Genomic DNA, 25,417 nt, shown 5'->3' with positions numbered 1-25,417 from the left:
CTTACGACCGCATCCGGATCAGCCCTTCCTGCGCGACGCTGGCGACCAGCCGACCATCGCGCGAGAATATCCGGCCGCGGTTGAACCCGCGCGCGTGGCCCGACCAGGGCGCGTCGCAGGCGTAGAGCAGCCAGTCGTCGGCACGGAAATCCTCGTGCAGCCAGAGCGAGTGATCGAGGCTCGCGGTCTGCAACCCCGGCGTGATCCAGTTCACGCCGTGCGGCAGCAATGCCGTGCCGAGCAGCGCCATGTCCGATGCGTAAGCCAGTATCGCGCGGTGCATCGCCGGATCGTCGCCGATCGGCGCGACCAGACGGAACCAGTTGGCGTGCATCGCGGGTTGCGCAACGGGCTCGATCCAGCTGCGCGGATTTACCGGGCGGATTTCGATCGGACGCTGACGCAGCATGTGTGCGCGGAATTTCTCGGGGATTCCGTCGATGCTCTCCAGCCGCAGCTCGCGATCGGAACGCAGGTCTTCCGGCGGCGCGACGTCGGGCATCGCGTCCTGGTGATGCAGCCCGTCCTCGGGCGTCTGGAACGACGCCGCCATGTTGAGGATCGGCTGCCCTTTCTGCATCGCGATCACGCGGCGCGTCGCGAAGCTGCGGCCCTCGAAATCGCGGACTACGCGGTAGACGATCGGATAGTCTTCGTTGCCTGGGCGCATGAAATAGGCGTGCAGCGAATGCGCGGCCTTGGGTGCCTCGGTCGAGCGTTGCGCGGCCTGGAGCGCCTGCGCGATGACCTGCCCGCCGAACACGCGGCCGACCCCGCCGGGCTGGCGCTTGCCGACATAGAGGTCGGTATCGACTTCCTCGATCTCGAGCAGGTCGACGAGACCCTGGGCGAGTGCCTCGGGAGAAGTATCGGCAGTGTCCAAGTTCATCTGACCTCCGTGTTCACCCGCGAAGGCGGGTGCCCAGTCTGGGCCCCCGCCTTCGCGGGGGTACAAGTTCTGGTCAATACCCTGCGGCTACCGCCAGCCTGTCCGCATGGAAGTTAGCATCCCCGAACATCTCGGCCAGCACGCGCGCGCGCTTCATGTAGAAGCCGATGTCGTATTCGTCGGTCATGCCGATCCCGCCGTGCATCTGAATGCCTTCCTGCACGCTGAGCGTCGTCGCCAGCGCGGTCATCGCCTTGGCCACCGACACCGCCTCGTCCGCGCGGTCGCTGCTCTGGTCGAGCAACTGTTGCGCCTTGAGAACGGCGGCGCGAGCGACCTCCATTTCCGAATACAGATGCGCGGCGCGGTGCTGGAGCGCCTGGAAGCTGCCGATCAGCGTCCCGAACTGCTTGCGCTCCTTCATGTAGCCGATCGTCATGTCCATCGCCCCGCCGCCGACGCCGAGAAGCTCCGCCGACGCACCGGTCCGGCCTGCGCGCAGAAGGCGGTCGAGTGGCGTGCGACCAGCATCGACCTCGCCGATCACCGCATCCGCATCGACCTCGACGCCCTCGAATTCGAGGCGGGCGGCCAGGCTTGAGTCCGCGAGACGTTCGGCGTTTGCAGTCAGCCCTGCGGCATCCTTCGGGACGGCAAACAACGTGATGCCGTCTTGGTCGTCAGCACTACCGCCGGTGCGCGCGGCGACGATGATCAGGTCGGCGGTATGACCATGCGCCACGAACCGTTTGGCGCCGGTCAGCTTGAAGCCGTTGCCCGAGCGTTCGGCTTTCATCGCCACGGTGTCACGGTGCTTGGCGCCCTCGTCGATCGCCAACGCCGCGACGGTCTCGCCCGCGATGATCCCTGGAAACCAGCGCTCGGCCTGCCCCGTGCCTTTCAATGCCTCGACCGCCGCGACCGCGGTGGAGAGGAACGGGGAGGGGGACAAATTGCGCCCGATCTCCTCAAGAACCACACCGGCCTCGACATGGCCCAGCCCGAGCCCGCCCTGATCTTCACCGATCAGGATGCCGGTAAAGCCCATCTCCGCGAACCGCTTCCACAGGTCGCGCGAGAAGCCGGTCTTGTCGTCGGCATCGCGCAGCGCCCGCAAGTGGCTGACCGGCGCGTGCTCGGCGACGAAATCGCGAATGGTGTCCTGAAGGACGGTCTGGTCGTCATCTAGATACAGTGGCATTTCGAAAACTCCGTCGCCCCAAAGACCCTCAGTCACCCCAGCGAAAGCTGGGGTATCGTGCGGCAGGGGGGCGTTTCATTACGGGGAGGCCCCAGCTTTCGCTGGGGTGACGTGCGTGATCAGCGTCGCATTACGCCGGCAGTTCCAAGATCCGCTTGGCGATGATGTTGAGCTGGATCTCGCTGGTCCCGCCCTCGATCGAGTTCGCCTTGGTCCGTAGCCACGACCGCGGGATCGCCCCGCCGCGCGACCGCTCGCTGTCCCATTCGAGCGCGTCCGAGCCGCCCGCCGCCATCATCAGTTCGTACCGACCCTTGTTCAGCTCGGTCCCGTAATATTTCATCATGCTCGGCTGCGCCGGATGCGCCTTGCCCGCCTTCAGCTCGTCGATGAACCGCTCGGACATCGCCCCGAACGCCTTCGCGCGGACCTCGAATAGCGCGATCGACGCGCGCAGCAGCGGATCGGCCAGCCGCCCGTCATGCCCAAGCCCAACGGTCGCGATCGCCCCGTCGATCAACGGGTTGCCGCCGCTCGACGCGAGACCCATCCCGGAAATCATCTCGCGCTCGTGCCCGAGCAGGTATTTCGCGACGTCCCAGCCCTTGTTCTCCTCGTAGACGCGGTTGACCTTTGGCACCTCGACATTGTCGAAGAACGTCTCGCAGAACGGCGAATTGCCGCTGATCAGCAGGATCGGCTTGGTCGAGACGCCCGGCGAGGCCATGTCGAACAGCACGAAGCTGATCCCGCCCTGCTTCGACGTCTTGTCGGTACGGACCAGGCAGAAGATCCAGTCCGCCTTGTCGGCATAGGACGTCCACACTTTCTGGCCGTTGACGAGATAATGATCGCCCTTGTCCTCCGCCGAGGTCGCGAGCCCGGCAAGATCGGACCCCGCATTCGGCTCCGAATACCCCTGGCACCAGCGGATTTCGCCGCGCGCGATCGTGGTCAGGTGATCGAGCTTCTGCTCCTCGGTGCCGTATTTGAGCAAAGCCGGCCCGAGCATAGAAATACCGAACGAATTGAGCGGGTTGCGTGCCTTTATTGCCGCCATCTCTTCGCGCAGGATCTTCGTCTCTGCGGGTGACAGGCCACCGCCGCCATACGCCTTGGGCCAATCCGGCACGGTCCAGCCCTTGGCCGCCATCTTGTCGAGCCACTCCTTCTGCGCAGGGCTCGAAGGCTTGAACTGACGTCCGCCCCAGCAGACGTCGTCCTCCGAGCGCACCGGCTTGCGCATCTCGGGCGGGCAATTCTCCGCGAGCCAGGCGCGGGTTTGGTCACGGAAGGTGTCGAGGTCGGTCATGTTAAATCCTTTCTCCCTCTCCCCTGCGGGGAGAGGGTCGGGGTGAGGGGCTGATGGGTAGGGCAACGCTCGCGGCGCCCCTCACCCCCGCCCTCTCCCCGGAGGGGAGAGGGAGTAGAAGTTACCTGATTTTACCGCCGGTTGCGGCTGCATCTTTCAGCGACTTCGCAACGGTGAACCCGTATTTCTCGAGGCCCGCCACGACCTTCGGCAAGCCCTCGGACTGCGCCCAGAACATCGGCCCGCCGCGGTACACCGGCCAGCCGTACCCATAGATCCAGACCACATCGACGTCCGACGCCCGCTGCGCCTTGCCCTCTTCGAGGATCAGCGCGCCTTCGTTGACCATCGTGTAGAGCGTCCGCACGACGATCTCCTCGTCGCTGATCTCGCGCGGCGTCACGCCCGATTTCTTGCGGAAGTCGTCGATGATCTCGGTGACGCGCGCAGAGTTCGACGGCGTCCGCTTCTCGTCGTAATCGTAGAAACCCGCCTTGGTCTTCTGGCCCCAGCGATTCTCCGCCGCGAGCGCATCGCGGATGTTCTCGATCCGGCTCGGATCGCGGTGCCAGCCGATGTCGACGCCGGCGAGGTCGCTCATCTGGAACGGCCCCATCGGCATCCCGAACGCGACATGCACCTTGTCGATCTGCTCGGGGCTCGCGCCCTCCAGCAACAGCTTGGTCGCCTCGACCTGACGCGGCATCAGCATCCGGTTGCCAATGAACCCGTAGGTGACGCCCGCCACCACGGCGACCTTCTTGATCTTCTTCGCGAGCGCCATGACGGTCGCCAGCACGTCGTCCGCGGTCTTGTCGCCGCGCACAACCTCGAGCAATTTCATCACGTTGGCGGGCGAGAAGAAGTGCATCCCGACCACGTCCTCGGGCCGCTTGGTGCACGCCGCGATCGCATCGATGTCGAGATACGAGGTGTTCGACGCCAGGATCGCACCCGGCTTGGCGATCGCATCGAGCTTGGTGAAGATCTCCTTCTTCACCTCCATCGTCTCGTACACCGCCTCGATGATCAGGTCGCACTCGGCCAGATCGGCGAAATCGAGCGTCGGCTTCAGCGCGCCCATCGCCTGCTCGACCTGCTCGGGCTTGATCCGGCCCTTGGCGGCGGTCGCCTCGTAGTTCTTGCGCACGACGCCGGTGCCGCGGTCGAGTGCCTCCTGCTGCATTTCGACGATCGTCACGGGGATGCCCGCGGACAGGAAGTTCATCGAGATGCCGCCGCCCATCGTGCCCGCGCCGATCACGCCGACGCGCTTGATCTCGCGAAGCTTGGTGTCGGCGGGGACGTCGTCGATCTTGGCGGCTTGACGCTCGGCGAAGAAGATGTGGCGCTGTGCGGCGGACTGCACGCCGGTCATCAGCTTCATGAATTCCCGGCGTTCGAACGCGATGCCCTCTTCGAAGCTGGAGCCGTCGGCAGCCTTCTCGACGCAGGCGATATTGGCGGCCGGCGCGTCGAAGTTACGGAAACGACGCGCATTCTCTTTTTTGAACGCGGCGACCGCGTCGGAATCGGCCTGCGCCGTCTTCTCGGACGCGCGGGGCAGGGGGCGCTTGGTCGCGATCTCGCGCGCAAACGCGACGGCATCGGCTTCGAGCGAGTCCTCGCCGACGATCTTGTCGATCAGGCCGGCGTCGAGCGCCTTCTTGGCCGAGATCGGATCGCCCTTCGCGGTCATTTCCAGCGCGAGCTTCACGCCGGCGATGCGCGGAATACGCTGCGTGCCGCCAGCGCCGGGGAGCAGGCCGAGCTTCACCTCGGGCGTGCCGATCTTCGCCGACGGAACGGCGACGCGGTAATGGCAGCCGAGTGTGACCTCGCACCCGCCGCCTAGCGCGGTGCCGTGGATCGCCGCGACGACGGGCTTCGACGAGGCCTCGATCATGTCGACGACGGTGGGCAGGCCGGGCTCGACCATTTCCTTGCCGAACTCAGTGATGTCGGCGCCCGCGAAGAACGTGCGGCCGTCGCAGCGGATCACCATCGCGGTGATGCTGTCGTCGTTCACGCCTTCCTTGATCGCCGCTTCGAGGCCCTGCCGGACCGCGGCGCCGAGCGCGTTGACGGGAGGGTTGTTCGAGATGATGACGAGCACGTCGTCATGGCGTTCGGTGCGGATCGGCGAAGTCATAGAGTCTCCTGTGATTTGAACGTCATGCCAGCGGAAGCTGGTATCTCCTCGTAACCGGGAGACCCCAGCTTTCGCTGGGGTGACGGGGTAAATTCGTATGCGTGGATCAGGTCATCGCCGCGTAGATCATCGTCTTCAGTTCGCGGCGGATGGGATAGAAACTGCTCGGGGAAAGCTGCGTCATGAACACCATCGACAGGCGCTCGACGGGGTCGACGAAGAACGCGGTCGAGAACATCCCGCCCCAGTAGAACTCGCCCTTCGACCCCGGCACCATCGTCTTCGCGACGTCGTCGGTGATCGCGAACCCGAGCCCGAAGCCGGTGCCCGCGTTGGACGCCTCGCTGAACAGCGACTTCGACATCGCCGCGAGATCCGATTTTCCCGGCAGGTGGTTCTGCGTCATCAGGTCGAGCGTCTTGCGCCCGAGAATGCGCGCGCCGTCAAGTTCGCCGCCGTTCAGCAGCATCGTGTTGAACCGGTGGTAATCGAGCGCGGTCGAGACGAGCCCGCCGCCGCCGGACACTAGCTTCGGCTGCCGACTCCACGCGCTCTCCGCGCCGCGATCGTACATCACGCGGCCCTTGCCCGGCGCGAGCGTGTAGCAATCGGTCAACCGGTCGAGCTTGTCGGCGGGGACCTGGAAGAAGGTGTCGTCCATCTTAAGTGGCGCGAAGATGCGTTCTTTGAAGAACTGGTCGAGCGGCAGGCCCGACACGCGCTGCACGACCGCGCCGAGCACGTCGGTCGCGACCGAATAATTCCACGCGGTGCCGGGCGAGAATTCGAGCGGGACCTTCGCCAGCGCGCCGATGAACCCGTCGAGGTCATACCCACCATGCCAACCTTCGATCTTGCCCTCGCGGTAGGCGGCATCGACGTTCGAGCGGTTCTGGAAACTATAGGTCAGCCCTGAGGTGTGGCGGAGAAGGTCGATCATCCGCATCGGCTCGGCCGTCGGCCTGGTCACGAACGGCACGCCGCCACCGCCGCCATCATAGACGCCGATATCCTTGAACTCGGGCAGCACGTGGTGGACCGGCGTATCGACCGCGACGAGGCCCTGCTCGACCAGCATCATGAACGCGACCGAGGTGATCGGCTTGGTCATCGACGCGATCCGGAACAGCGATCCCTCGTCTATCGCCTTGCCGCCTTCGCGCGCCGCGCCCGCGTTCGAGAAATGGACGATCTCGCCGTCGCGCGCGATCAGCAATTGCGCGTTCGGCAGCTTGCCCGAATCGATGTAGCGCGTGCGGAGCAGCGTATCGATCGCCGCCAACCGGCTCGCATCGAAGCCGTGCGCGGTAGGTTCAGCGATTTTCACGATTCGACCGTCCGTGTCATGACCCGCTCCATACCCCTAGTTCGAACTTGGTGCCTCTATTGCCTTGAGTGCGGCAGGAATCAACTATAACCTGTCTTCGAACAGGCGATAAGCCAAACCCGAAATTCAACTCTGGAGTCAACCGGTCTTGGCAAGCGAACCGATCATCGCACTCGATCCCTCCTGGCCGGCGATGTCGCTCGCCGATGCCGAGCGAATGCTGACCGCACCCGGCGCGAAATTCGAGATGGAGACGATCACGATCGACGGAATCGCGACGCGCATCTGGAAGAACGCGCCGCCGTCGCTCAGATGGCTGGCCGAGGCGGCACGCGCGCATGGCGACCGGGTGTTCACCGCGTATGAGGACGAGCGCGTCACCTACGAGGCGAACTTTCGCGCGATCGCGGTACTGGCGCACCGGTTGCGCGAGATGGGGATCGGTCCCGGGGACCGCGTCGCGCTGGCGATGCGCAACCTGCCCGAATGGCCGGTCGCGTTCTTTGCTGGCGCGAGCATCGGCGCGATCATGGTGCCGCTCAACGCGTGGTGGACCGGCGCCGAGATGGAATACGGTCTCGCCGATTCGGGCGCGCGCGTGCTGATTACCGATGACGAGCGGCATCATCGGCTGGAGGCGGCGTACGCGACGCTGCCGGCGCTGGAGCACGTGTTTGTCGCGCGGGCCGCGGAGCCGCTGGCGGGGATCGTCACGCGGCTGGAGGACGTGATCGGGACGCCGCACGACTGGGCTGCGTTGCCTGATGTCGGCTTGCCCGACGCGACGATCGCACCCGACGACGATGCGACGATCTTCTACACCAGCGGCACCACCGGCGCACCCAAGGGGGCACTCGGCACGCACCGCAACATGATGTCGAACATCCTGTCGGGCGGTTATTCGTCGGCGCGCTCGTTCCTGCGGCGCGGCGAGGCACCGCCCGAACCGACGCCGCGCGTGACGCTGACGGTGATCCCGCTGTTCCACGTCACCGCCTGCTCGGCCGGCATGATGGGCGTGATCGCGACCGGCAGCACGATGATCTTCATGCGAAAATGGGACACGATCCGCGCGATGGAGATCATCGAGCGGGAGAAGGTCAACGTCACTGGCGGTGTGCCGACGATCGCGTGGCAGTTGCTGGAGCATCCGGACCGCGAGAAATACGATCTCTCGTCACTCGAATCGATCGCTTACGGTGGCGCGCCCGCCGCGCCCGAACTGGTGAAGCGCATCCATGCCGAGTTCGGCGCGATGCCCGGCAATGGCTGGGGCATGACCGAGACGATGGCGACTGTCACGCATCACGGCGGGGAGGATTACCTCAACCGCCCGACCAGCGCGGGGCCGCCGGTCGCGGCCGCCGACCTGAAGATCATGGCGGACGACGGCGTGACCGAGATGCCGCTGGGCGAGGTCGGCGAACTCTGGGCGCGCGGGCCGATGATCGTGAAGGGTTATTGGAACAAGCCGGACGCGACCGCGGCGACGTTCGTCGACGGCTGGGTCCGAACCGGCGACCTGGCCCGCCTCGACGATGAAGGATTCTGCTATATCGTCGATCGCGCCAAAGACATGATCATCCGCGGTGGCGAGAACATCTACTCCAGCGAAGTCGAGAACGTCCTCTACGCACACCCCGCGGTGACCGACGCCGCCTTGATCGGTATCCCGCACCGGATTCTCGGCGAGGAGCCGGCGGCGGTGGTGCATCTCGCGCCCGGCGCGGTGACGACCGAGGCGGAGTTGCAGGGCTGGGTCCGCCAGCATCTGGCGGCGTTCAAGACGCCGGTCGCGGTGCGGTTCGTGCATGAGACGCTGCCGAGGAATGCGAACGGGAAGATCCTGAAAAAGGACTTGCAGGTGTTGTTCGAGGATCGGGTGGCTATGGCCTGAGGGTCTTTGCATAGGAGCGATCATCATTCGCATCGCGCGCCTCCCCGGCGAAGGCCGGGGTCCAATTGGAAAGGCCGCAGTAACGATACGCCGTCCTTAACCAGAAGCGTCCCCCAATTGAGCCCCGGCCTTCGCCGGTGTGGTACGCACAAGCAGCTAGGCTTTAGCCCCAGCCACCACCGCATCCACGGCCGTTTTCCACCCCGCCAGTCGCGCCTGCCGCTCGTCCTCGCCGAGCGATGGCACGAACGTCTCGACATCGCCGCGCATTGCGGTGGCCTCCTCAAGCCCGGCGAACACGCCCGCGCCGACGCCAGCCAGCATCGCGGCGCCCAGTGCGGTCGTCTCCGCAAATTTCGGGCGCTCGACCTTGATTCCTAGCAGGTCCGCCATGTCCTGCGCCATCCAGTCGTTGGCGACCATGCCGCCGTCGATCCGCAGGCTTTGCCAGTCGATGCCGTCGGCGGCGAAGGCGGTCTTCAGGTCATGCGCCTGGTACGCCATCGCCTCCAGCGCCGCGCGGGCCACGTGCGCCTTGCCGGTGGCGAAGCTCAGTCCCGAGATACTCGCGCGCGCATCCGGTTCCCACCACGGTGCGCCAAGGCCGCTCAGCGCCGGCACCAAGTACACGCCACCATTGTCCGGCACGCTCCGCGCGAGCGTCTCCGTCTCCGCGGCGGTGCCGATCAGACCGAGCGTGTCGCGGAGCCACTGGACAAGGCTGCCGGCAACGAACACCGATCCCTCCAGCGCATAGGCCCGTTCGCCGTCCAACTGCCACGCGACAGTCGACAACATCCGATGCCCCGAAGTCGGCGGCGTCGGGCCGGCATGCGTAAGGATGAACGCACCCGTCCCGAACGTCGCCTTGGTCTGGCCGGGGGCTAGGCAGGACTGACCGATCGCGGCCGCCTGCTGGTCGCCGGCGATACCGCAGATCGGGATCGCCGCGCCGAACGCCGTCGTCTCGCCGAATCGGCCGGCGCAATCGACGATTTCGGGCAATGCCGCGCGTGGTACGCCGAACAGCGCGCAGAGCGCGTCGTCCCAGTCGCCCGTGTGCACGTCCATCAGCGCGGTCCGCGAGGCGTTGGTGGCGTCGGTGACGTGCAGCCCGCCGGTCAGTTTCCAGATCAACCAACTGTCCACCGTGCCGATCGCAAGGCGCGTGCCTGCTGCGGCCAGTTGCGGCCATTCCCGCATGGCCCAGCCGATCTTCGACGCCGAGAAATACGGATCGAGCAACAAGCCGGTCTTGGCCTGAACCTCTGCCTCATGGCCTTGCTCGCGGAGGTCGCGGCAGGTCGCGGCGGTCCGGCGATCCTGCCAGACGATCGCCGGGGCAAGAGGTTCGCCGGTCTCGCGGTCCCAGAAGACGATCGTCTCGCGCTGGTTGGTGATGCCGATCCCGGCGATTCGGTGCGCACCGCCCGCCTGCGCGACCATCGCCGCGGTCACCCGAAGCGTCTTGCGCCAGATCTCGGCGGCGTCGTGCTCGACCCAGCCCGCGCGCGGATAGGCTTGGTCGAGCGCGCGAGCTTCGCTGGCGATGCAGCGGCCGTCGGTCGCGAACAGCATGGCGCGGGTGGACGTAGTGCCTTCGTCGATGACGAGAATTAGATCGGAAGCATGGTCTGGCATGCTTGAATGCTAGCCACGATTACGGGATGGGGGAACAAAGGAAAATGTCATGTCGGACGCCATGAGGGACGAGGGTCTTCGCCAGGAACCGAACCAGTCGCAGGACGGGGGCGATGCGGTTGCGGAAGGCCCGCCGGTCGAGAGTGCGTTCGGGCTGCCGATCGCGGTCGGGGTCGAGGATGCGATGCGGATCGCGCAGCGCCGCGACCGGTTGCTGGCCGCATTGACGCTGACGGCGGGTGTCGGGCTGATCCTTGCCATCCCGTTCGCGCTGAAATCGGGGGCCGAGTTTTTCCTCCCGCTTACCATTGCACTGGTGATCTCGGTCGCGCTCGTGCCGGTTCTCGAATGGCTGGAGCGGCGGCATGTGCCGTCACCGCTCGCCGCGATCCTGTGCATCCTGGTCTTCCTGATCGCCGCGAACATCGCGATCGCTGCGATCCTCGTCCCGGCGACCGATTTCTTCCGGCTGCTGCCGACCCGGCTGGATCGGATCCAGAGCAACCTCGCGCCGCTGCTCGATCTGTATTCGAGCCTCGAGAAATACGTGAACAAGACGCTGCGCCAGGTCGCCTCGACGCCGATCAAGCAGCCCGCGACCGCAGGCGTCGCCGCGCCGGGATCGATCCTCGAGCTCGCCGCGACGTCGGCTCCCGCCGTCATCGTCCAGTTCCTGTTCGGGGTGCTGATCGTGTTCTTCTTCCTGTCGGGGTGGACGCGGATGCGGCGCCAGACGATCACCGGGCGGACCAGCTTTGATGGGGCGATGGCGACGGCGCGCGTCATCCAGGATATCGTCGACGACGTGTCGGCCTATCTCGGGACGATTACCCTCATCAACATCGTGCTCGGGATCGTCACCGGGACCGCGCTGTGGTTCATCGGCATGCCGTATCCGGCGATGTGGGGCGGGATCGTCGCGCTGCTCAACTACATCCCGTATTTCGGGCCGGTGATCGGGGCGTTCCTACTCGCGCTGGGCGGGCTGATGACGTTCTCGGACATCTGGATGGCGATGCTGCCGCCCGCGGTGATGTACGGCCTGCACCTGATCGAGGCGAACGCGATTACGCCGTTCGTCGTCGGGCACCGGCTGACGATCAGCCCGCTGCTGATCCTGATCTCTCTGAGCTTCTGGGGATGGGTCTGGGGCACGTCGGGGGCATTGCTGGCGGTACCGCTGCTGATCATCATCCAGACCGTGCTGGGGGCGGCTGGCAAGCCCGATATCGCCGGGTTCCTGTTCGAGCACGGGACGCTGGTGCAGCCCAAAACCGGGCGAAATCGCCGTCGTGGCGACCCACCCGAGCCACAACGTGAAACTGGCGGATAATTTGGGTTGACGGTATCCGAACCCTCGCCTAGTTGCCGCCTCCACGCTGTTTCAGCGGGTGTAGCTCAGTTGGTTAGAGCGCCGGCCTGTCACGCCGGAGGTCGCGGGTTCGAGTCCCGTCACTCGCGCCATCGTTTGCCCTGACCGGGTAGATGGTTCGAGATAGTGTTGAGGTTTTGACGAGCCTTCCGCTGTGTCCCTTGGGGCGCTAGGGTTCGTCATTGGGAATGCGGGTGTAGCTCAGTTGGTTAGAGCGCCGGCCTGTCACGCCGGAGGTCGCGGGTTCGAGTCCCGTCACTCGCGCCACCCTTATGGGGTGAGCGTGATCCTTATAGATTTTGGATGCTGAGAGCATTCCGTCCGGCCGCCTTAGGTCATGATAACCCCCACATACCGTTCGTGCTGAGTAGAGACCGAGTAGCTTCGTAAGAAGCGTATCGAGGGCTCGTATCAAAGCATGGGTTCCGCGCGCCAACCTGTCCTTCGATACGCCCTCTCGATACGCCGCCTACGGCGACTACTCGGTGGCTACTCAGGACGAACGAGGGAGGGGGCGGCGGAGCGCATCGGTTCAGGGAGACTGCAGGCTCTACCGCCCGAGTTCCATCCAGCGTAGGACCGGCTTCAGCGGTGCTATCCAGATCAGGCCGGTGAACAGGTAGAACACCAGTTGCGCCAGCCAGTGCCAGCTGCCGACGATGTTCGACAGGCTGACGATGGCCACGCACCACACCAGGATCAGGAGCAGGATGCCGAGCATCCCGACGGGTTTGCGCCAGGTTGGCGTCATGGCGTGATCCAGTCTGATTCGGTGGCGATGGCGTGGAGTGGGATGTCCCACGGGTCGGGCGTCAGCGTGTCGACTTCCTGCACCGACAACGCAACCCCGACGCGCCACGCGTTCGGGTGCGCGAGGAAGGCGCGGTCGTAATAGCCGGCGCCCTGGCCGATCCGGTTGCCGCTCCGATCGAAGCCGACGAGCGGCGTCAGGATGATGTCGGGTTCGAGTTCGGCCGCATCTTCGGCGGGCTGGTGCAGTCCGAATGGACCTGCGATCAGCGCCGCCTCGGTCGCCCAGGACAGGAATCGCATCGGCAGCGAACGGCGCACGACATGGGGCAGGGCGATCACGCATCCGGCATCGACGGCGGCGCGCGCGAAGGGCGAGGGATCCGCTTCGCCCCCGAACGGGACATAGGAGGCGACCGTCAGTCCGGGTTTCAGCCGTGCCAGAAACGCCGACGGCACCGGAAGCTCGATCAGCGGGCGGGCTTCCCGCGCGGCGCGGAGCGAGGCTCTCAGCGCGCTCTTGTCGGTCATGCGCTTGTGACCCTGAGATAGGGGGAAGAGGGTGGTGTGGCGGGCCCACCATGGCCGTGTGCCGGGTTATCCACTGACGCACGGTACGTCAGGTGGGGACCATGTGCTTCGGACCAGGATCCTAACAGGGACAGCCCCCTATGGATGATGAATAGCCTCAGGGATAATAAAGGCTCGTACCGGGCAGAACCCGCCACAGCCAATCTAGGCGTTGGGCGGGCTAAGCTCAAGGGCTTGCGCGAGCCCTTCGAGACGATCTGCGATCCGGGTAAGTGCGATCTCGCTGACCGCCGAACCTTCTGGTGGGCGATGCGCGGCTTCGTCGAGGTCGTCGGCGAGCATCAGCGCGACGAACAACATCGCGCGCTCGGCGCTGAGACCGCCCGCCGCCCGGTCCGCAGTGGCCCAGCGTTCGGCGACCATTGCGCCCAGCAGGCGCACGCGCGACTCTTCGCCGTCACGGCAGGCGACGGCGTGGGGACGACCGCCGATATCGAGCATGACCTGGGCCATCAGTTGGGGCTCCCACGCGTGATGACGTCGTCGAGCGCGGCGACGGCTTCGGCCATCCGCGCCTTGAGGGCGGCGTGGCGCTTGGCGAGCGCGTCGCCGGCTTCGGTGCGGGCTGCAATGGCGGATTCGATCCGTGCGATCGCGGCGTCGATCCGTTCGACGGCAGTTGGTCCGTCGGGAAGTGTTTCTGACATGCCATGCGAGATAGCATGGACGGGGGGTGCGACAAGTCGGTTTAGGCGAAACCCATCACCATCCACGGTGTTGACAGGGCGCCCCACCGCCCCGCAAAGGCTGCGCGCCCGGAACGGACTCGCGGGCGTAGCGGAGAGACAGCAATGACGGTCAAGGTTGCGATCAACGGTTTCGGGCGCATCGGCCGTCTCGTCGCCCGTGCGGTACTCGAACAGTCGAACGGCGCACTCGAACTCGTCGCGATCAACGATCTCGGCGATGCGAAGTCGAACGCCTGGCTGTTCAAGCGCGACAGCGTCCACGGCAAGTATCCGGGCGAGGTTTCGGCCGAGGGCAACGAGCTGGTCGTCGACGGCAAGCGCATCCGCGTCACCGCCGAGCGTGACCCCGCCAATCTGCCGCACGCCGAGCTGGGCGTCGACATCGTCCTCGAATGCACCGGCTTCTTCACCGACAAGGCGAGCTGCCAGAAGCATCTCGACGCGGGTGCCAAGAAGGTGCTGATCTCGGCGCCCGGCAAGAACGTCGACCTGACGGTCGTCTACGGCGTCAACCACGACAAGCTGACCGCCGAGCACACGATTGTCTCGAACGCGTCGTGCACCACCAACTGCCTCGCGCCCGTCGCCAAGGTGCTGAACGATGCGATCGGCATCGAGCGCGGCCTGATGACGACCGTGCACGCCTACACCAACGACCAGAAGATCCTCGACCAGATCCACCCCGACCTGCGTCGCGCGCGTGCTGCGGCGATGTCGATGATCCCGACCACGACGGGTGCCGCACGTGCGGTTGCCGAAGTGCTGCCGGAGCTGAAGGGCAAGCTCGACGGCTCGGCGATCCGCGTACCGGTGCCGGATGTGTCGCTGATCGACCTGACCTTCACGCCGTCGCGCGATACGACGCGTGAAGAGGTGAATGCGGTGCTGAAGGCAGCCTCAGAGAGCGGCCCGCTGGTCGGCGTACTCGACTGGTCGGACGAGCCGCTCGTTTCGATCGATCTGCAGCATACCCCGGCGTCGTCGACGATCGACAGCCTGGAGACCGCGGTGATCGACGGCAAGCTGGTCCGTGTCGTCAGCTGGTACGACAATGAGTGGGGGTTCTCGAACCGCATGGTCGATACCGCCACGGCGATGGCGAAGTTCATCTAAGCTCGCGATCCATGCACTCCCTCTTCCGTTCGCTTCGAGCGCAGTCGAGAAGTCGTCTCCCGTGACAGATGGTGTCTCGACTGCGCTCGACACGAACGGGGAGGGGGCGGTGGCTCAGGCCTTCGGGATGGTGGGCACCATCGCCGGGATTGCCCGTCACCCCCGCGCGAAAGCCCCGATGGAAGTCATCGACCATGTCGAGATCACCATCGAGGCTGGCCTGCACGGCGACTTCCGCGGCTATGTGAAGCCCGGCGGCAAGGGCCGGCGTCAGGTCACGCTGCTCGAACGCGGCGACTGGGCGGCGGCGATGGCCGAGGTGGGCCAGGAGATCCCTTGGCAAGAACGTCGCGCGAACCTGCTCGTCGATGGCTTCGACCTACCCCAGATACCCGGCACCCGGCTCCGCATCGGTGCGGACGTCGTGCTGGAGGTGACGCGCCACACCGATCCGTGCGAACGCATGGAAGCGCTAGCGCCCGGATTGTTCGCCGCGCTGACGCCCGACTGGCGCGGCGGGGCGTGTAGCCGAGTTTTGATGGGCGGCAAGATTGCCGTCGGTGATGAGATCAGGATCGAAGAACCATGACCAAGCCATTCAAGACGCTCGACGATATGGGCGATGTCCAGGGCAAGCGGGTGCTCGTCCGTGAAGACCTCAACGTGCCGATGGCTGAAGGTCGAGTCACCGACGATACCCGCTTGCGTGCCACTGTTGCGACGGTTGGCGAGCTTGCCGACAAAGGCGCGATCGTCCTAATCCTCGCGCATTTTGGTCGTCCCAAGGGCGTGCCGAGCCCGGAATTCTCACTGTCGCAGGTCGTGAAGCCGTATAGCGAAGTGCTCGGCCGTGAAGTCCGCTACATCGATTGGGAAGGCGCCGAAGACGCGGTCGTGACGCTGGAGCCCGGCGATATCGCGGTTCTGGAGAACACGCGGTTCTTCGGGGGCGAAGAGACCAACGATGCGGCAGTGGTGACGCGGTTCGCGAGCCTCGGCGACCTGTACGTAAACGATGCCTTCTCCGCTGCACACCGCGCGCACGCCTCGACCGAAGGCCTTGCCCACGTCCTGCCAACCTTCGCCGGTCGCGCGATGGAAGCCGAACTCGACGCGCTGCAGAAGGCGCTCGGTGCGCCCGAGCATCCGGTCGCGGCGGTTGTCGGTGGCGCGAAGGTGTCGTCGAAGCTCGACGTTCTGCGTCACCTGGTCACCAAGGTAGATCATCTGATCATCGGCGGCGGCATGGCCAACACCTTCCTTGCGGCACGCGGTGTCGATGTCGGCAAAAGCCTGTGCGAGCATGAGCTTGCGAGCGTTTGCGAGCAGATCATGGAAGCCGCCGACAAGGCCAATTGCACCGTCCACCTGCCGTACGACGTGGTGGTCGCGAAGGAGTTCAAGCCGAACCCCGCCACGCGCACCGTCAACGTCCACGAAGTCGCCGCCGACGAGATGATCCTCGACGTCGGCCCGGCCGCGGTTGAATCGCTCGGCGACGTCCTCAAGAACTGCCGCACGCTGGTCTGGAACGGCCCGCTCGGCGCGTTCGAGACTGTGCCGTTCGACAAGGCCACCGTCGCGCTCGCTAAGACCGCGGCGGCCCTCACCGAAGGCGGCTCGCTCGTCTCGGTCGCAGGCGGTGGCGATACGGTTGCAGCGCTTAACCACGCGGGCGTCGCGGACGCGTTCACGTTCGTCTCGACCGCAGGGGGCGCGTTCCTGGAGTGGATGGAGGGCAAGGACCTGCCCGGGGTCGCCGCGTTGACGCTCTGATATCCAGCGCTTATGTTCAACATGTTGAACGGAGGCGCGCGATGTTGGGTATCCGGTTATCGACCGACGACGAGGAGCAGCTTGCGCGTCACGCCAAGGCGGTGGGGCTTGGCAAGAGCGTCGTCGCGCGCGAGTGGATACTCGAACGTTTGAAGCGCGAGAGCGTCGACCAGCAGATGAGACGCGCGGCGAAGTTGATCGCCGACTCCACCACCCGCGAGGAACTCGACCGCCACGATGCGAGCATGCAGGACTGGCTACGCGCGCTCGACGACGAAGACGGAGGCTATGACTGGGGTCCGGAAGGGCCACCGGTTTGAGGCGGGGCGACGTCGTACTCGTTCGCGGCGGGGCAGGGCCTGCCGGCAAGCTCCGCCCCTGCGTCGTGATCCAGCGAACGTCGACGCTCGACGATGCGCCGAAGGTCACGCTCTGCCCGCTGACGTCGGCGATCAGGGTGGCGTCGTCGATCCGCCCCTTGGTGCAACCATCGCCCGACAATGGCCTGACGGCGATCAGCCAGGTCGAGATCGACTGGATCTACACGTACCGCGCCGATCGTATCGAACGCACGACCGGCTTCATCGCCGATGCGGACATGCTGCAGATCGATCAGGCGTTGCGCCGGTGGCTCGATCTGTGAGCCGCTGCGTTGCGGCAGTCGAACGCGGCGGCTAACAGTCCCCCCAACAACGCTATGCACCAGGAGAAGACGATGACGCCGACCGTAAAGGCCATTCTCGACAAGTATGAAGCCACCAGTTCGGCGGTGAAGGCGAACCTCGCGCGCATTCTGATGCAGGGCAAGCTCGGCGGTACCGGCAAGCTCGTGATCCTGCCGGTCGACCAGGGCTTCGAGCACGGCCCGGCGCGCAGTTTCTCGGTTAATCCGGCGGCGTATGACCCGCATTACCATTACCAGCTCGCGATCGACGCGGGGCTCAGCGCCTACGCGGCACCGCTCGGGATGCTCGAAGCGGGGGCAGATACGTTCGCGGGGCAGATTCCGACGATCCTGAAGTGCAACAGCTCGAACAGCTGGGCGACGACGATCGATCAGGCGGTGACGGCGACGGTCTCGGACGCGGTGCGGCTCGGGTCGGCGGCGATCGGCTTCACGATCTATCCGGGCGCGGACCAGTTCTTCGACCTCGTCGAGGAAATCCGCGAGCTGAGCGAAGAGGCGAAGTCGGTTGGCATCGCGACTGTGATCTGGTCGTATCCGCGTGGTGGCGAGCTGACCAAGGACGGCGAACTGGCGCTCGACGTGGGGGCCTATGCCGCGCACATCGCGGCGTTGCTCGGCGCGCACATCATCAAGACCAAGCTGCCGACCGCGCATATCGAGCAGAAGGAAGCTAAGCCGCTCTACGCGAACACCGATTGGTCGAAGCAGTCGGACCGCGTGAAGCACGTTGTCCAGTCGAGCTTTGCCGGGCGTCGCATCAACGTCTTCTCGGGTGGCGCGTCGAAGGGCGAGGACGCGATCTTCCAGGATGCGCGCGATATCCGCGATGGCGGCGGCAACGGCTCGATCATCGGCCGCAACACCTTCCAGCGCCCGCGCGATGAGGCGCTGGCGATGCTCGACCGGATCATCCGGATCTACAAGAACGAAGAGTAAGGTCCCGTGATCGGGGCGTTCTCTTATCACAAGGCGATCGCCCCGATGATCTGGGTGCTGATTGGGCTGTCGACCATTGAGCTGGTCGTGGTCCATCTGTTGCTGGCGCATTGGTGGCCGCGGTTTGCGATCGTCGTCGCTGTACTGACGTTGTCCGGAATCGTCTGGCTGGTAATATCCGTGCGGTCGTTTCGCCGTTTGCCCGTGTTACTGGACGCGGACCGGTTGCTGATGCGAGTCGGCCGGCTGCGATCGGTCAGCGTATCGACTACGCAAATTCTTGGATTGCGGGCATCTTGCGACGCGGCGACGTTGAAGCAGCGCCATGTGTTGAACCTGGCATTGATCGCGTACCCCAACACGCTGGTCGATCTCGCAGAGCCGGTACCGGTCGGTCGGCGGAAAATCTCGACGATTGCGCACCGGCTGGACGACCCCGCCGGTTTCGCCGCGGCGTTGAACCGTTTCATTCTAGTCGGAGGGGGCCCAGTCTAAGGGCGCAACGCATGAGCGGACGGGCGCGTAGGCTGGCCGCCGCGTGTCTGGCCTTGGCTGCGGTCGGTCTGGTGGTGCCGTATAGTCGTCTGATACCCTGGGTCGGCGATCACGGTCTGGACGGATCGGCCTTGGTCGCCGAACTGTTCTCGACGCGGATCGGAACGTTCTTTGGGCTTGATGTGATCGTCTCCGCGGCGGGCCTGATGCCCTTCATCATCGTCGAGGGGCGGCGGGATCGCGTGCGTCATCGATGGGTGGCGATCGTCGCAACGTGCTTGGTCAGCGTGTCGTGCGGATTGCCGCTGTTCCTTGCGTTGCGCGTGCGGGCGTTGCAGGGGCGTGTCGCATGACCGAATTCGAAGATCCGCTGGGCCCGCTCGATCCCAATTTCGCCGAGAATTTCCGCCGCGACATGCGCCGTCCGGCTTGCCAGCTGTATCTGGTGTCGCCGCTGGACGTCGGGGGCGACTTTCCCGAGCGTCTGGCGCGGGCGCTCGACGCTGGGCCGGTGGCAGCGTTCCAGTTCCGCGTGAAGGACATCGATCAGCATGCCGCCGCCGCGCTGGGTGAACCCCTCCGGAAGATATGTGCTGAGCGCGACGTCGCATTCATCGTCAACGACGATATCGGGCTCACCAAGCGACTCGACGCGGATGGCGTGCATCTCGGGCAGGACGATGGCGATCCGCGTGAGGCGCGCGCCCAGCTTGGGCCCAATGCTCAGATCGGCGTGAGCTGTCACGGCAGTCGCCATCTGGCGATGGAAGCGGGCGAGGCCGGGGCCGACTATGTCGCGTTCGGTGCGTTCTATCCGACCACGACGAAGGTCGCGACGCATACCGCCGAGCCGGTGATCCTGTCCTGGTGGTCGACGCTGTTCGAGATGCCTTGCGTCGCCATCGGTGGCATCACGCCGGAGAATGCCGCGCCGCTGGTGGCCGCCGGGGCGGACTTCATTGCCGTGTCCGGTTCGGTCTGGGGTGGCGATGAGGTCGCCGCGGTCAAGGCGTTTGCCGAGGTTCTTGCGAAGCGCTGAACCGGTGGAAACAACCGTCGTCCCGACCGTTTGATGCAGGAGCGTAACGGTTTGGGATGACGGGCATGACGGCATTTATGATGAAAAATTCGGTTCTTGCGGCATGCCTGTTTGGTGCGGCGTCGCCTGTCCTGGCGCAGACTGTGCCGACCACGCCGGCGCCGCTCGACCGCAACATTCTCCACGTCCAGGTCATCCTCGATCATCTCGGATTCGGGCCAGGCGTGCTCGATGGTCGCGGTGGGCAGTCGCTGGTCGCGGCGTTGAAGGGGTTCCAGGAATCGAAGGGACTGCCGATCACTGGCAAGCCCGATGCGCGGACGTTGCAGGCGCTGTATCCGTACCGCGCCGCTAGGCCGACCGTGACGGTCGCGCTGACGCCCGAAATGTTGGCGGGGCCGTTCGTCAATCCGTTCCCGAAGGATCCCGCCCAGCAGGCCGAACTCCCCGCGCTAGGCTACAAGACCGTCATGGAAAAGCTTGGCGAGATGTTCCACACGACACCGGCGGTGATCGTTGCGCTGAACTCGCCGACGACCAAGCTGACGCCGGGGACCAAGGTGGTGTTCCCCAACGCGCTCCCGACGTCGCGTGCCTATGATCCGAAGCTGAAGCCGGATTGGATCGCGACGCTCACCATGCTGAACGTCGATGCGAACCAGCCAAAGGCGGATCATGTCGTCGTCGACAAGTCGGACGGCGTGCTCCGCGTGCTCGATGCGAACGACAAGCTGATCGCGCAGTTCTCCGCGACGATGGGGTCGAGCCATGATCCGCTGCCGCTCGGCACGTGGACGATCAAGGGCTCGGATTACAATCCGAAGTTCCACTTCAATCCCGCGCTGTTCTGGGATGCGAAGAAGGGGCAGCAGAAGGAGATGCTCCCGCCGGGGCCGAACGGTCCGGTCGGGGTGGTGTGGATGGACCTGTCTAAGGAGCATTACGGCATCCACGGCACGCCCAACCCTGAGACGATCGGGCGTGCGGAAAGCCATGGCTGCATCCGCCTGACCAATTGGGATGCGGCGCGATTGTCGATGATGATCAAGCCGGGGACCAAGGCCGTGTTCCAGGCGTAAGGCGATGACGCGGACGTTCTGGATCATTCTCGGGCTGATCGTCGTCGTGGCCGGCGGGTTCGCGTCGATGCTGTCGTTCGGAAGTGGCGGCAGCGGCATCGAGCGGCGGGTGCCTTGGCGGAAGCCGGAGCCTGTCCCCGAGGTCGCTGCCGTGACGCTGGGAGTTCTGGCCGTTCCGGTGGTTGGCGTTTCGCGGAAAGCGATCGCGGATAGCTGGAATGACGCACGGGGGGGCGGTCTACGCGGGCATCACGGGACGGATATCATGGCAGCAGGCGGCACGCCGGTCGTGGCGGCCGCGCCGGGGCGAATCGAGAAGCTGTTCCAGAGCGGGCTTGGCGGCATCACGCTCTATGTCCGCTCACCCGACCGCCGCTGGACTTATTATTACGCGCACCTCGCGGGGTACGCGGCCGGAATTCGTGAGGGCATGGCGGTCAAGGCAGGCGATACGCTCGGCTATGTCGGCGATACCGGCGATGCGGGGGCGGGCAATTACCATCTCCATTTCGGGCTGACCAAGATGCAGCCGGGTGAGCGTTGGTGGCAGGGTGAGAACGTGAACCCGTACCCGCTGCTTGCCGGAACGGGGTCGTCCCGCTAAAGCCCGCCGCTTCGGGTTTCCGCAGAGCCGGGCTTCAGGGCTAAGCTTCGCGGACGGCCCCTAGCTCTTTCCAGCAGGAATCGGTCATGAAGATCAACGCGGTCGAGATTCGTCCCGGCAACATTCTTGAATATGAGGGCGGCATCTGGCGCGCCGTCAAGATTCAGCACACCCAGCCCGGCAAGGGCGGTGCCTATATGCAGGTCGAGATGAAGAACCTCATCGACGGCCGCAAGAACAACATCCGTTTCCGCTCCGCCGAGAGCGTCGAGAAGGTGCGGCTCGAGACCGTCGACTTCCAGTTCCTGTTCCGCGAGGGCGACATGCTCACCTTCATGGACAAGATCAATTACGAGCAAATCTCGCTCGATGCCGACATCCTGGGCGACGCCGCGGCGTTCCTGCAGGACGGCATGGACGTGGTGATGGAGCTCTGGGAAGAGCGGCCGATCTCGGTCCAGCTGCCCGATACGATCGAGGCGCTGATCGTCGAGGCGGATGCTGTTGTTAAGGGGCAGACGGCTTCGTCGAGCTACAAGCCCGCTGTGTTGGAAAATGGCGTGCGCGTGATGGTGCCGCCGCATATCGGGGCGGGCACGCGGATCGTCGTCGATGTGTACGAGCAGACGTACGTGCGTCGCGCAGACTGATTTCTGCTCCCCCTCCCGCTTGCGGGAGGGGGCCGGGGGGTGGGCACCCGCCCTCCATGTTACGCGACGATACTGGCGCGAACGATTTCGATGCCGCGCGACGCTGATAGCGCGAGCCCACCCCCGGCCCCTCCCGCTTGCGGGAGGGGGGAGATAGAATACCATGCCCAGCCATTCCGGCATCATGACCGTCATCGAGCGCGCCGCCCGCAAAGCCGCGCCGCGCCTGCGTCGCGACTTCAACGAGGTCCAGCAGCTCCAGGTGAGCCGCAAGGGGCCGGCCGACTTCGTCAGCCAGGCCGACCAGCGCGCCGAGCAGACGATCTTCGAAGAGCTCAGCCACGCCCGTCCCGACTGGGGCATGCTGATGGAAGAGCGCGGCGAGGTCGAGGGTGACCCCAACAAGCCGCGGTTCATCGTCGATCCCCTCGACGGCACGTCGAACTTCCTCCACGGCATCCCGCATTTCTGCATCTCGATCGCGGTCGAGGAGCCGATGCCGAACGGCAAGCGCGAGGTCACGACGGCGTTGGTGTATCAGCCGCTGACCGACGAAAGCTTCTGGGCCGAGAAGGGCCGCGGGGCATGGCTCACCGACCAGCGTTTGCGTGTGTCGTCGCGGCGTGATCTGTCCGAATCGCTGATCGCCACGGGGATCCCGTTCCTCGGCCACGGCGACTTTGCGCAGTGGAGCCGGATTTTCGGCGCGGTTGCGCCTGAGGTTGCGGGCATCCGTCGTTTGGGTGCTGCGGCACTTGATCTGGCGTGGCTCGCGGCTGGCCGGTTTGACGGCTTCTGGGAATCGAACCTGAAGCCCTGGGATGTCGCGGCGGGCATGTTGCTGGTGAAGGAAGCTGGCGGTTTCGTCACCGACTTCCGTGGTGGCGATCGCGCGATGGAGCGTAACGAGTTCCTCGCCGCGAACGACGCACTGCATTCGCGACTGCATAAGCTGGTGGCCGGCGCACTTCGCTAAGTCGGGTGGGAGTGAAGGCGCGTTCACTCATAGGGGCCACGAAACAGAGCTGCGTCACTTTACCCACATCCGTCACCCCAGCGAAAGCTGGGGTATCGTGGCTGGCGGACGATGCGGCTACCACAGGGATACCCCAGCTTTCGCTGGGGTGACGAATGGGTCTGGGAGCCGGGAGGCCGCAAGCCGGATCTTGCGGTGCGGGCGCGTCGACAATCCGTCATGCCGGGCTCGTTCCGGCATCTACTGTTCCGCATTTTCGTCGGCGGTTGAGTTGCGCGCCGTGAAGCCGGGAACCAGTCCGGGGTGACCGGGTGGATTTGGTAATGTTGCCGCTATTTCGCAGTAGCCTCGTCTGCATCCCGGCGCGCCAAGTAACGCATGTTTCCCACCGCCCTCGCCCCTCCTGTTGCGAGTGATTCTCACACCCCCCGAGCCTTGCCCATCACCCCCCATCGGCCTAAAGCGGCCCCGTTCCGTTCGCACTTGCGAGAAGCAATTTGGTCGACCTTTCGCACTATCTTCCGATCCTCCTGTTCCTCGGGATCGCCATCGCATTGTCGAGCACGTTCGTGTTCCTGCCGATGGCCGTCTCGCGCCTCACGGGATCGCACAAGCCTACGCCTGAGAAGCTCAGCGAATACGAGTGCGGCTTTCCCGCATTCGAGGATCCGCGCAGCCAGTTCGACGTACGCTTCTACCTGATCGCCATCCTCTTCATCATCTTCGATCTCGAGGCCGCGTTCCTGTATCCCTGGGCCGTCTCGGTCTTCACGCTCGGCTGGACCGCGTGGATTTCGATGATGATCTTTATCGGCGAATTGGCCCTTGGCCTCGTCTACGCATGGAAGAAGGGAGCACTCGATTGGGAGTAGAGCTTCAGCCCGCACCCGGTTCGCCCAGTTCGCTGGTGCCACCCGACCAGGGCTTTTTCGACGGATTGAACGGTGAGCTGACGGACAAGGGTTTCCTCGTCACGTCGACCGAGGAGCTGTTCCAGTGGGCGCGTACCGGCTCGCTGTGGTGGATGACGTTCGGGCTCGCGTGCTGCGCGGTCGAGATGATCCACGTCAACATGCCACGCTACGATCTCGAGCGCTTCGGCGCGGCACCGCGAGCCTCCCCGCGCCAGTCGGACGTGATGATCGTTGCGGGCACGCTCTGCAACAAGATGGCGCCTGCATTGCGCAAGGTTTACGACCAGATGTCGGAGCCGAAGTACGTGATCTCGATGGGATCGTGCGCGAACGGCGGCGGCTATTATCATTACAGCTACAGCGTCGTGCGTGGCTGCGATCGGATCGTGCCGGTGGACATCTACGTTCCCGGGTGCCCGCCGACGGCTGAGGCATTGCTGTACGGCATCATGCAGTTGCAGCGGAAGATCCGGCGGTCCGGGAGCATCGAGCGTTGAGGGCTCCCGCACCAGCTTACACGTCGAACGACGGCGTGATCGACAGCGCCCGCGCGGCGCTCGGCGGCATGCTGCTCGACGCGGTCGATCATGTCGGCGAAGTCGCGCTGCACGTTCGTCGCGAAGACCTGTACGACGCGATGATCGCGCTGCGCGACACGCCGGGGCTTGCCTATCAGCAGCTCATGGAGATCGCCGGCGTCGACTATCCGGATCGGCCTGAGCGGTTCGAAGTTGTCTATTGCATGCTGTCGCTGACGCGGAACCACCGCCTGCGCGTGCATGTCGCGACCGATGAGGAAAAGCCGGTGCCGTCGGTGACGGATATCTGGCCGGTCGCCGGTTGGCTCGAGCGTGAAGTGTACGACATGTACGGCGTGCTGTTCAGCGGCAATCCGGACCTGCGCCGCATCCTGACCGATTACGGTTTCCGTGGTCATCCGCAGCGGAAGGACTTCCCGCTGACCGGGTATGTCGAGCTGCGCTATTCGGAAGAGTCTAAGCGCGTCGTGTACGAGCCCGTTCAGCTTGCGCAGGATTTCCGCACGTTCGATTTCATGAGCCCGTGGGAGGGTGCGAACTACGTGCTCCCCGGCGACGAGAAGGGCGCATTGCCCGAGGCTAAGGGCGCGCCGACGCCGCTCAAGGCCGACACGATCGTCAAGGCGGACGCAGCGCAGTCGCCTACCCAGGCGCCGACCGAACCCAAGAGCACTGAGTCGACCGCGCAGACGGGCGCCGGCAAGTCGGAGTCCGATGCGACGCCGAAGCCTGCGAACCCCGACGTGGTCCCGACCAAGGGTGGAGGACAGAACCAGTGAGTCTGTAT

Annotated in this window: 28 protein-coding genes and 2 tRNA genes; 20 read left to right on the top strand and 10 right to left on the bottom strand. The window is 65.1% G+C overall.

The features are described 5' to 3' along the window. Window position 1: 1 nt before the first annotated feature. The 5 genes from AC3D24_RS05925 to AC3D24_RS05905 form a co-directional block, all read right to left on the bottom strand. Window positions 2-889 carry an acyl-CoA thioesterase gene (locus AC3D24_RS05925; protein WP_489029047.1) on the bottom strand — a complete coding sequence of 296 codons (888 nt, stop codon included), beginning with the start codon at window positions 887-889 and terminating at the stop codon, window positions 2-4. 73 nt (window positions 890-962) lie between these two features. Continuing rightward, window positions 963-2,090 carry an acyl-CoA dehydrogenase family protein gene (locus tag AC3D24_RS05920; RefSeq protein WP_489029045.1) on the bottom strand — a complete coding sequence of 376 codons (1,128 nt, stop codon included), beginning with the start codon at window positions 2,088-2,090 and terminating at the stop codon, window positions 963-965. Between the two features lie 130 nt (window positions 2,091-2,220). Further along, window positions 2,221-3,402, bottom strand: coding sequence for an acyl-CoA dehydrogenase family protein (locus AC3D24_RS05915; protein WP_489029043.1), 1,182 nt, complete (start codon window positions 3,400-3,402; stop codon window positions 2,221-2,223). A 121-nt stretch (window positions 3,403-3,523) separates the two neighbouring features. After that, window positions 3,524-5,554, bottom strand: coding sequence for a 3-hydroxyacyl-CoA dehydrogenase NAD-binding domain-containing protein (locus AC3D24_RS05910; RefSeq protein WP_489029041.1), 2,031 nt, complete (start codon window positions 5,552-5,554; stop codon window positions 3,524-3,526). A 106-nt stretch (window positions 5,555-5,660) separates the two neighbouring features. Continuing rightward, on the bottom strand, window positions 5,661-6,881 hold the full coding sequence (locus AC3D24_RS05905; RefSeq protein ID WP_489029039.1) for a serine hydrolase domain-containing protein: 1,221 nt from the start codon (window positions 6,879-6,881) through the stop codon (window positions 5,661-5,663). A gap of 193 nt (window positions 6,882-7,074) precedes the next feature. Between AC3D24_RS05905 and AC3D24_RS05900 the strand changes: the two genes are divergently transcribed. Continuing rightward, complete coding sequence (locus AC3D24_RS05900; protein WP_489033063.1) at window positions 7,075-8,778, top strand: class I adenylate-forming enzyme family protein; 1,704 nt, start codon at window positions 7,075-7,077, stop codon at window positions 8,776-8,778. Window positions 8,779-8,934: 156 nt separating this feature from the next. Here AC3D24_RS05900 and glpK read toward each other — a convergent pair whose 3' ends face one another. After that, a complete protein-coding gene (gene glpK / locus AC3D24_RS05895; protein ID WP_489029038.1) occupies window positions 8,935-10,419 on the bottom strand; it encodes a glycerol kinase GlpK in 1,485 nt (494 codons plus the stop codon). A 49-nt stretch (window positions 10,420-10,468) separates the two neighbouring features. On the opposite strand from glpK, the gene AC3D24_RS05890 reads away from it, so the two are divergent. The 3 genes from AC3D24_RS05890 to AC3D24_RS05880 all read left to right on the top strand — a co-directional run bounded on the left by AC3D24_RS05890 (window position 10,469) and on the right by AC3D24_RS05880 (window position 12,058). Further along, on the top strand, window positions 10,469-11,752 hold the full coding sequence (locus tag AC3D24_RS05890) for an AI-2E family transporter (RefSeq protein ID WP_489029037.1): 1,284 nt from the start codon (window positions 10,469-10,471) through the stop codon (window positions 11,750-11,752). 54 nt (window positions 11,753-11,806) lie between these two features. Then, a tRNA-Asp gene (locus tag AC3D24_RS05885) sits at window positions 11,807-11,883 on the top strand. A gap of 98 nt (window positions 11,884-11,981) precedes the next feature. Further along, window positions 11,982-12,058, top strand: a tRNA-Asp gene (locus AC3D24_RS05880). Between the two features lie 283 nt (window positions 12,059-12,341). Here the strand turns inward: AC3D24_RS05880 and AC3D24_RS05875 are convergent. The 4 genes from AC3D24_RS05875 to AC3D24_RS05860 all read right to left on the bottom strand — a co-directional run bounded on the left by AC3D24_RS05875 (window position 12,342) and on the right by AC3D24_RS05860 (window position 13,779). After that, on the bottom strand, window positions 12,342-12,542 hold the full coding sequence (locus AC3D24_RS05875) for a DUF2842 domain-containing protein (RefSeq protein WP_132739963.1): 201 nt from the start codon (window positions 12,540-12,542) through the stop codon (window positions 12,342-12,344). Then, window positions 12,539-13,072: a 5-formyltetrahydrofolate cyclo-ligase gene (locus tag AC3D24_RS05870; RefSeq protein ID WP_489029036.1), complete on the bottom strand. Its 534-nt coding sequence runs from the start codon at window positions 13,070-13,072 to the stop codon at window positions 12,539-12,541. The genes AC3D24_RS05875 and AC3D24_RS05870 overlap by 4 nt, the downstream gene beginning before the upstream one ends. A 204-nt stretch (window positions 13,073-13,276) precedes the next feature. Next, window positions 13,277-13,585, bottom strand: coding sequence for a cell division protein ZapA (locus AC3D24_RS05865; protein ID WP_056048487.1), 309 nt, complete (start codon window positions 13,583-13,585; stop codon window positions 13,277-13,279). Continuing rightward, window positions 13,585-13,779 (bottom strand): hypothetical protein, encoded by a 195-nt coding sequence (locus tag AC3D24_RS05860; protein ID WP_181321090.1) that lies wholly within the window; start codon window positions 13,777-13,779, stop codon window positions 13,585-13,587. The genes AC3D24_RS05865 and AC3D24_RS05860 overlap by 1 nt, the downstream gene beginning before the upstream one ends. 144 nt (window positions 13,780-13,923) lie before the next feature. Here AC3D24_RS05860 and gap point away from each other — a divergent pair, with 144 nt between their 5' ends. From gap to AC3D24_RS05780, 16 genes are all read left to right on the top strand, one after another. Further along, the gene (gene gap / locus AC3D24_RS05855; RefSeq protein ID WP_056048489.1) at window positions 13,924-14,934 is read left to right on the top strand and encodes a type I glyceraldehyde-3-phosphate dehydrogenase; all 1,011 of its coding nucleotides are present in this window, start codon (window positions 13,924-13,926) and stop codon (window positions 14,932-14,934) included. A gap of 127 nt (window positions 14,935-15,061) precedes the next feature. After that, window positions 15,062-15,523 (top strand): MOSC domain-containing protein, encoded by a 462-nt coding sequence (locus tag AC3D24_RS05850; RefSeq protein ID WP_489033061.1) that lies wholly within the window; start codon window positions 15,062-15,064, stop codon window positions 15,521-15,523. After that, on the top strand, window positions 15,520-16,710 hold the full coding sequence (locus tag AC3D24_RS05845) for a phosphoglycerate kinase (RefSeq protein WP_489029033.1): 1,191 nt from the start codon (window positions 15,520-15,522) through the stop codon (window positions 16,708-16,710). The genes AC3D24_RS05850 and AC3D24_RS05845 overlap by 4 nt, the downstream gene beginning before the upstream one ends. Before the next feature lie 41 nt (window positions 16,711-16,751). Beyond that, window positions 16,752-17,030, top strand: a complete 279-nt coding sequence (locus tag AC3D24_RS05840) for a hypothetical protein (RefSeq protein ID WP_489029031.1) — start codon at window positions 16,752-16,754, stop codon at window positions 17,028-17,030. Then, the gene (locus AC3D24_RS05835) at window positions 17,027-17,353 is read left to right on the top strand and encodes a type II toxin-antitoxin system PemK/MazF family toxin (RefSeq protein WP_489029029.1); all 327 of its coding nucleotides are present in this window, start codon (window positions 17,027-17,029) and stop codon (window positions 17,351-17,353) included. The genes AC3D24_RS05840 and AC3D24_RS05835 overlap by 4 nt, the downstream gene beginning before the upstream one ends. Window positions 17,354-17,425: 72 nt before the next feature. After that, complete coding sequence (locus AC3D24_RS05830) at window positions 17,426-18,334, top strand: class I fructose-bisphosphate aldolase (RefSeq protein ID WP_489029027.1); 909 nt, start codon at window positions 17,426-17,428, stop codon at window positions 18,332-18,334. Window positions 18,335-18,340: 6 nt separating this feature from the next. Next, complete coding sequence (locus AC3D24_RS05825) at window positions 18,341-18,829, top strand: hypothetical protein (protein ID WP_489029025.1); 489 nt, start codon at window positions 18,341-18,343, stop codon at window positions 18,827-18,829. 11 nt (window positions 18,830-18,840) lie between these two features. Continuing rightward, entirely contained in the window at window positions 18,841-19,182 is a 342-nt protein-coding gene (locus AC3D24_RS05820) for a DUF2834 domain-containing protein (RefSeq protein ID WP_489029024.1), read from the top strand. Further along, window positions 19,179-19,868: a thiamine phosphate synthase gene (thiE, locus tag AC3D24_RS05815; RefSeq protein WP_489029022.1), complete on the top strand. Its 690-nt coding sequence runs from the start codon at window positions 19,179-19,181 to the stop codon at window positions 19,866-19,868. Before AC3D24_RS05820 ends, thiE begins: the two co-directional genes overlap by 4 nt. 65 nt (window positions 19,869-19,933) lie before the next feature. Beyond that, window positions 19,934-20,947: a L,D-transpeptidase family protein gene (locus AC3D24_RS05810; RefSeq protein WP_489029020.1), complete on the top strand. Its 1,014-nt coding sequence runs from the start codon at window positions 19,934-19,936 to the stop codon at window positions 20,945-20,947. Between the two features lie 4 nt (window positions 20,948-20,951). After that, window positions 20,952-21,551 carry a M23 family metallopeptidase gene (locus tag AC3D24_RS05805; RefSeq protein ID WP_489029018.1) on the top strand — a complete coding sequence of 200 codons (600 nt, stop codon included), beginning with the start codon at window positions 20,952-20,954 and terminating at the stop codon, window positions 21,549-21,551. 86 nt (window positions 21,552-21,637) lie between these two features. After that, window positions 21,638-22,201: an elongation factor P gene (efp, locus tag AC3D24_RS05800; RefSeq protein WP_093397280.1), complete on the top strand. Its 564-nt coding sequence runs from the start codon at window positions 21,638-21,640 to the stop codon at window positions 22,199-22,201. 163 nt (window positions 22,202-22,364) lie between these two features. Continuing rightward, window positions 22,365-23,177, top strand: a complete 813-nt coding sequence (locus AC3D24_RS05795; RefSeq protein ID WP_056048515.1) for an inositol monophosphatase family protein — start codon at window positions 22,365-22,367, stop codon at window positions 23,175-23,177. 497 nt (window positions 23,178-23,674) lie between these two features. After that, complete coding sequence (locus tag AC3D24_RS05790) at window positions 23,675-24,049, top strand: NADH-quinone oxidoreductase subunit A (RefSeq protein WP_056048518.1); 375 nt, start codon at window positions 23,675-23,677, stop codon at window positions 24,047-24,049. Next, the gene (locus AC3D24_RS05785; RefSeq protein ID WP_056058310.1) at window positions 24,040-24,588 is read left to right on the top strand and encodes a NuoB/complex I 20 kDa subunit family protein; all 549 of its coding nucleotides are present in this window, start codon (window positions 24,040-24,042) and stop codon (window positions 24,586-24,588) included. Before AC3D24_RS05790 ends, AC3D24_RS05785 begins: the two co-directional genes overlap by 10 nt. Then, the gene (locus AC3D24_RS05780) at window positions 24,585-25,409 is read left to right on the top strand and encodes an NADH-quinone oxidoreductase subunit C (RefSeq protein WP_060524704.1); all 825 of its coding nucleotides are present in this window, start codon (window positions 24,585-24,587) and stop codon (window positions 25,407-25,409) included. Before AC3D24_RS05785 ends, AC3D24_RS05780 begins: the two co-directional genes overlap by 4 nt. Window positions 25,410-25,417 lie beyond the last annotated feature (8 nt).

This window comes from Sphingomonas sp. SL1004 (genome assembly GCF_057815015.1).
This window is presented reverse-complemented; position numbering and strand designations above follow the sequence as displayed.

Bases quoted from the DNA above. Each gene is read 5' to 3' on its own strand.
- AC3D24_RS05925 (WP_489029047.1), bottom strand. From the start codon at position 889: ATGAACTTGGACACTGCCGATACTTCTCCCGAGGCACTCGCCCAGGGT.
- AC3D24_RS05920 (WP_489029045.1), bottom strand. From the start codon at position 2,090: ATGCCACTGTATCTAGATGACGACCAGACCGTCCTTCAGGACACCATT.
- AC3D24_RS05915 (WP_489029043.1), bottom strand. From the start codon at position 3,402: ATGACCGACCTCGACACCTTCCGTGACCAAACCCGCGCCTGGCTCGCG.
- AC3D24_RS05910 (WP_489029041.1), bottom strand. From the start codon at position 5,554: ATGACTTCGCCGATCCGCACCGAACGCCATGACGACGTGCTCGTCATC.
- AC3D24_RS05900 (WP_489033063.1), top strand. From the start codon at position 7,075: ATGTCGCTCGCCGATGCCGAGCGAATGCTGACCGCACCCGGCGCGAAA.
- glpK (WP_489029038.1), bottom strand. From the start codon at position 10,419: ATGCCAGACCATGCTTCCGATCTAATTCTCGTCATCGACGAAGGCACT.
- AC3D24_RS05890 (WP_489029037.1), top strand. From the start codon at position 10,469: ATGTCGGACGCCATGAGGGACGAGGGTCTTCGCCAGGAACCGAACCAG.
- AC3D24_RS05875 (WP_132739963.1), bottom strand. From the start codon at position 12,542: ATGACGCCAACCTGGCGCAAACCCGTCGGGATGCTCGGCATCCTGCTC.
- AC3D24_RS05870 (WP_489029036.1), bottom strand. From the start codon at position 13,072: ATGACCGACAAGAGCGCGCTGAGAGCCTCGCTCCGCGCCGCGCGGGAA.
- AC3D24_RS05865 (WP_056048487.1), bottom strand. From the start codon at position 13,585: ATGGCCCAGGTCATGCTCGATATCGGCGGTCGTCCCCACGCCGTCGCC.
- AC3D24_RS05860 (WP_181321090.1), bottom strand. From the start codon at position 13,779: ATGTCAGAAACACTTCCCGACGGACCAACTGCCGTCGAACGGATCGAC.
- gap (WP_056048489.1), top strand. From the start codon at position 13,924: ATGACGGTCAAGGTTGCGATCAACGGTTTCGGGCGCATCGGCCGTCTC.
- AC3D24_RS05850 (WP_489033061.1), top strand. From the start codon at position 15,062: ATGGTGGGCACCATCGCCGGGATTGCCCGTCACCCCCGCGCGAAAGCC.
- AC3D24_RS05845 (WP_489029033.1), top strand. From the start codon at position 15,520: ATGACCAAGCCATTCAAGACGCTCGACGATATGGGCGATGTCCAGGGC.
- AC3D24_RS05840 (WP_489029031.1), top strand. From the start codon at position 16,752: ATGTTGGGTATCCGGTTATCGACCGACGACGAGGAGCAGCTTGCGCGT.
- AC3D24_RS05830 (WP_489029027.1), top strand. From the start codon at position 17,426: ATGACGCCGACCGTAAAGGCCATTCTCGACAAGTATGAAGCCACCAGT.
- AC3D24_RS05820 (WP_489029024.1), top strand. From the start codon at position 18,841: ATGAGCGGACGGGCGCGTAGGCTGGCCGCCGCGTGTCTGGCCTTGGCT.
- thiE (WP_489029022.1), top strand. From the start codon at position 19,179: ATGACCGAATTCGAAGATCCGCTGGGCCCGCTCGATCCCAATTTCGCC.
- AC3D24_RS05810 (WP_489029020.1), top strand. From the start codon at position 19,934: ATGACGGCATTTATGATGAAAAATTCGGTTCTTGCGGCATGCCTGTTT.
- AC3D24_RS05805 (WP_489029018.1), top strand. From the start codon at position 20,952: ATGACGCGGACGTTCTGGATCATTCTCGGGCTGATCGTCGTCGTGGCC.
- efp (WP_093397280.1), top strand. From the start codon at position 21,638: ATGAAGATCAACGCGGTCGAGATTCGTCCCGGCAACATTCTTGAATAT.
- AC3D24_RS05795 (WP_056048515.1), top strand. From the start codon at position 22,365: ATGCCCAGCCATTCCGGCATCATGACCGTCATCGAGCGCGCCGCCCGC.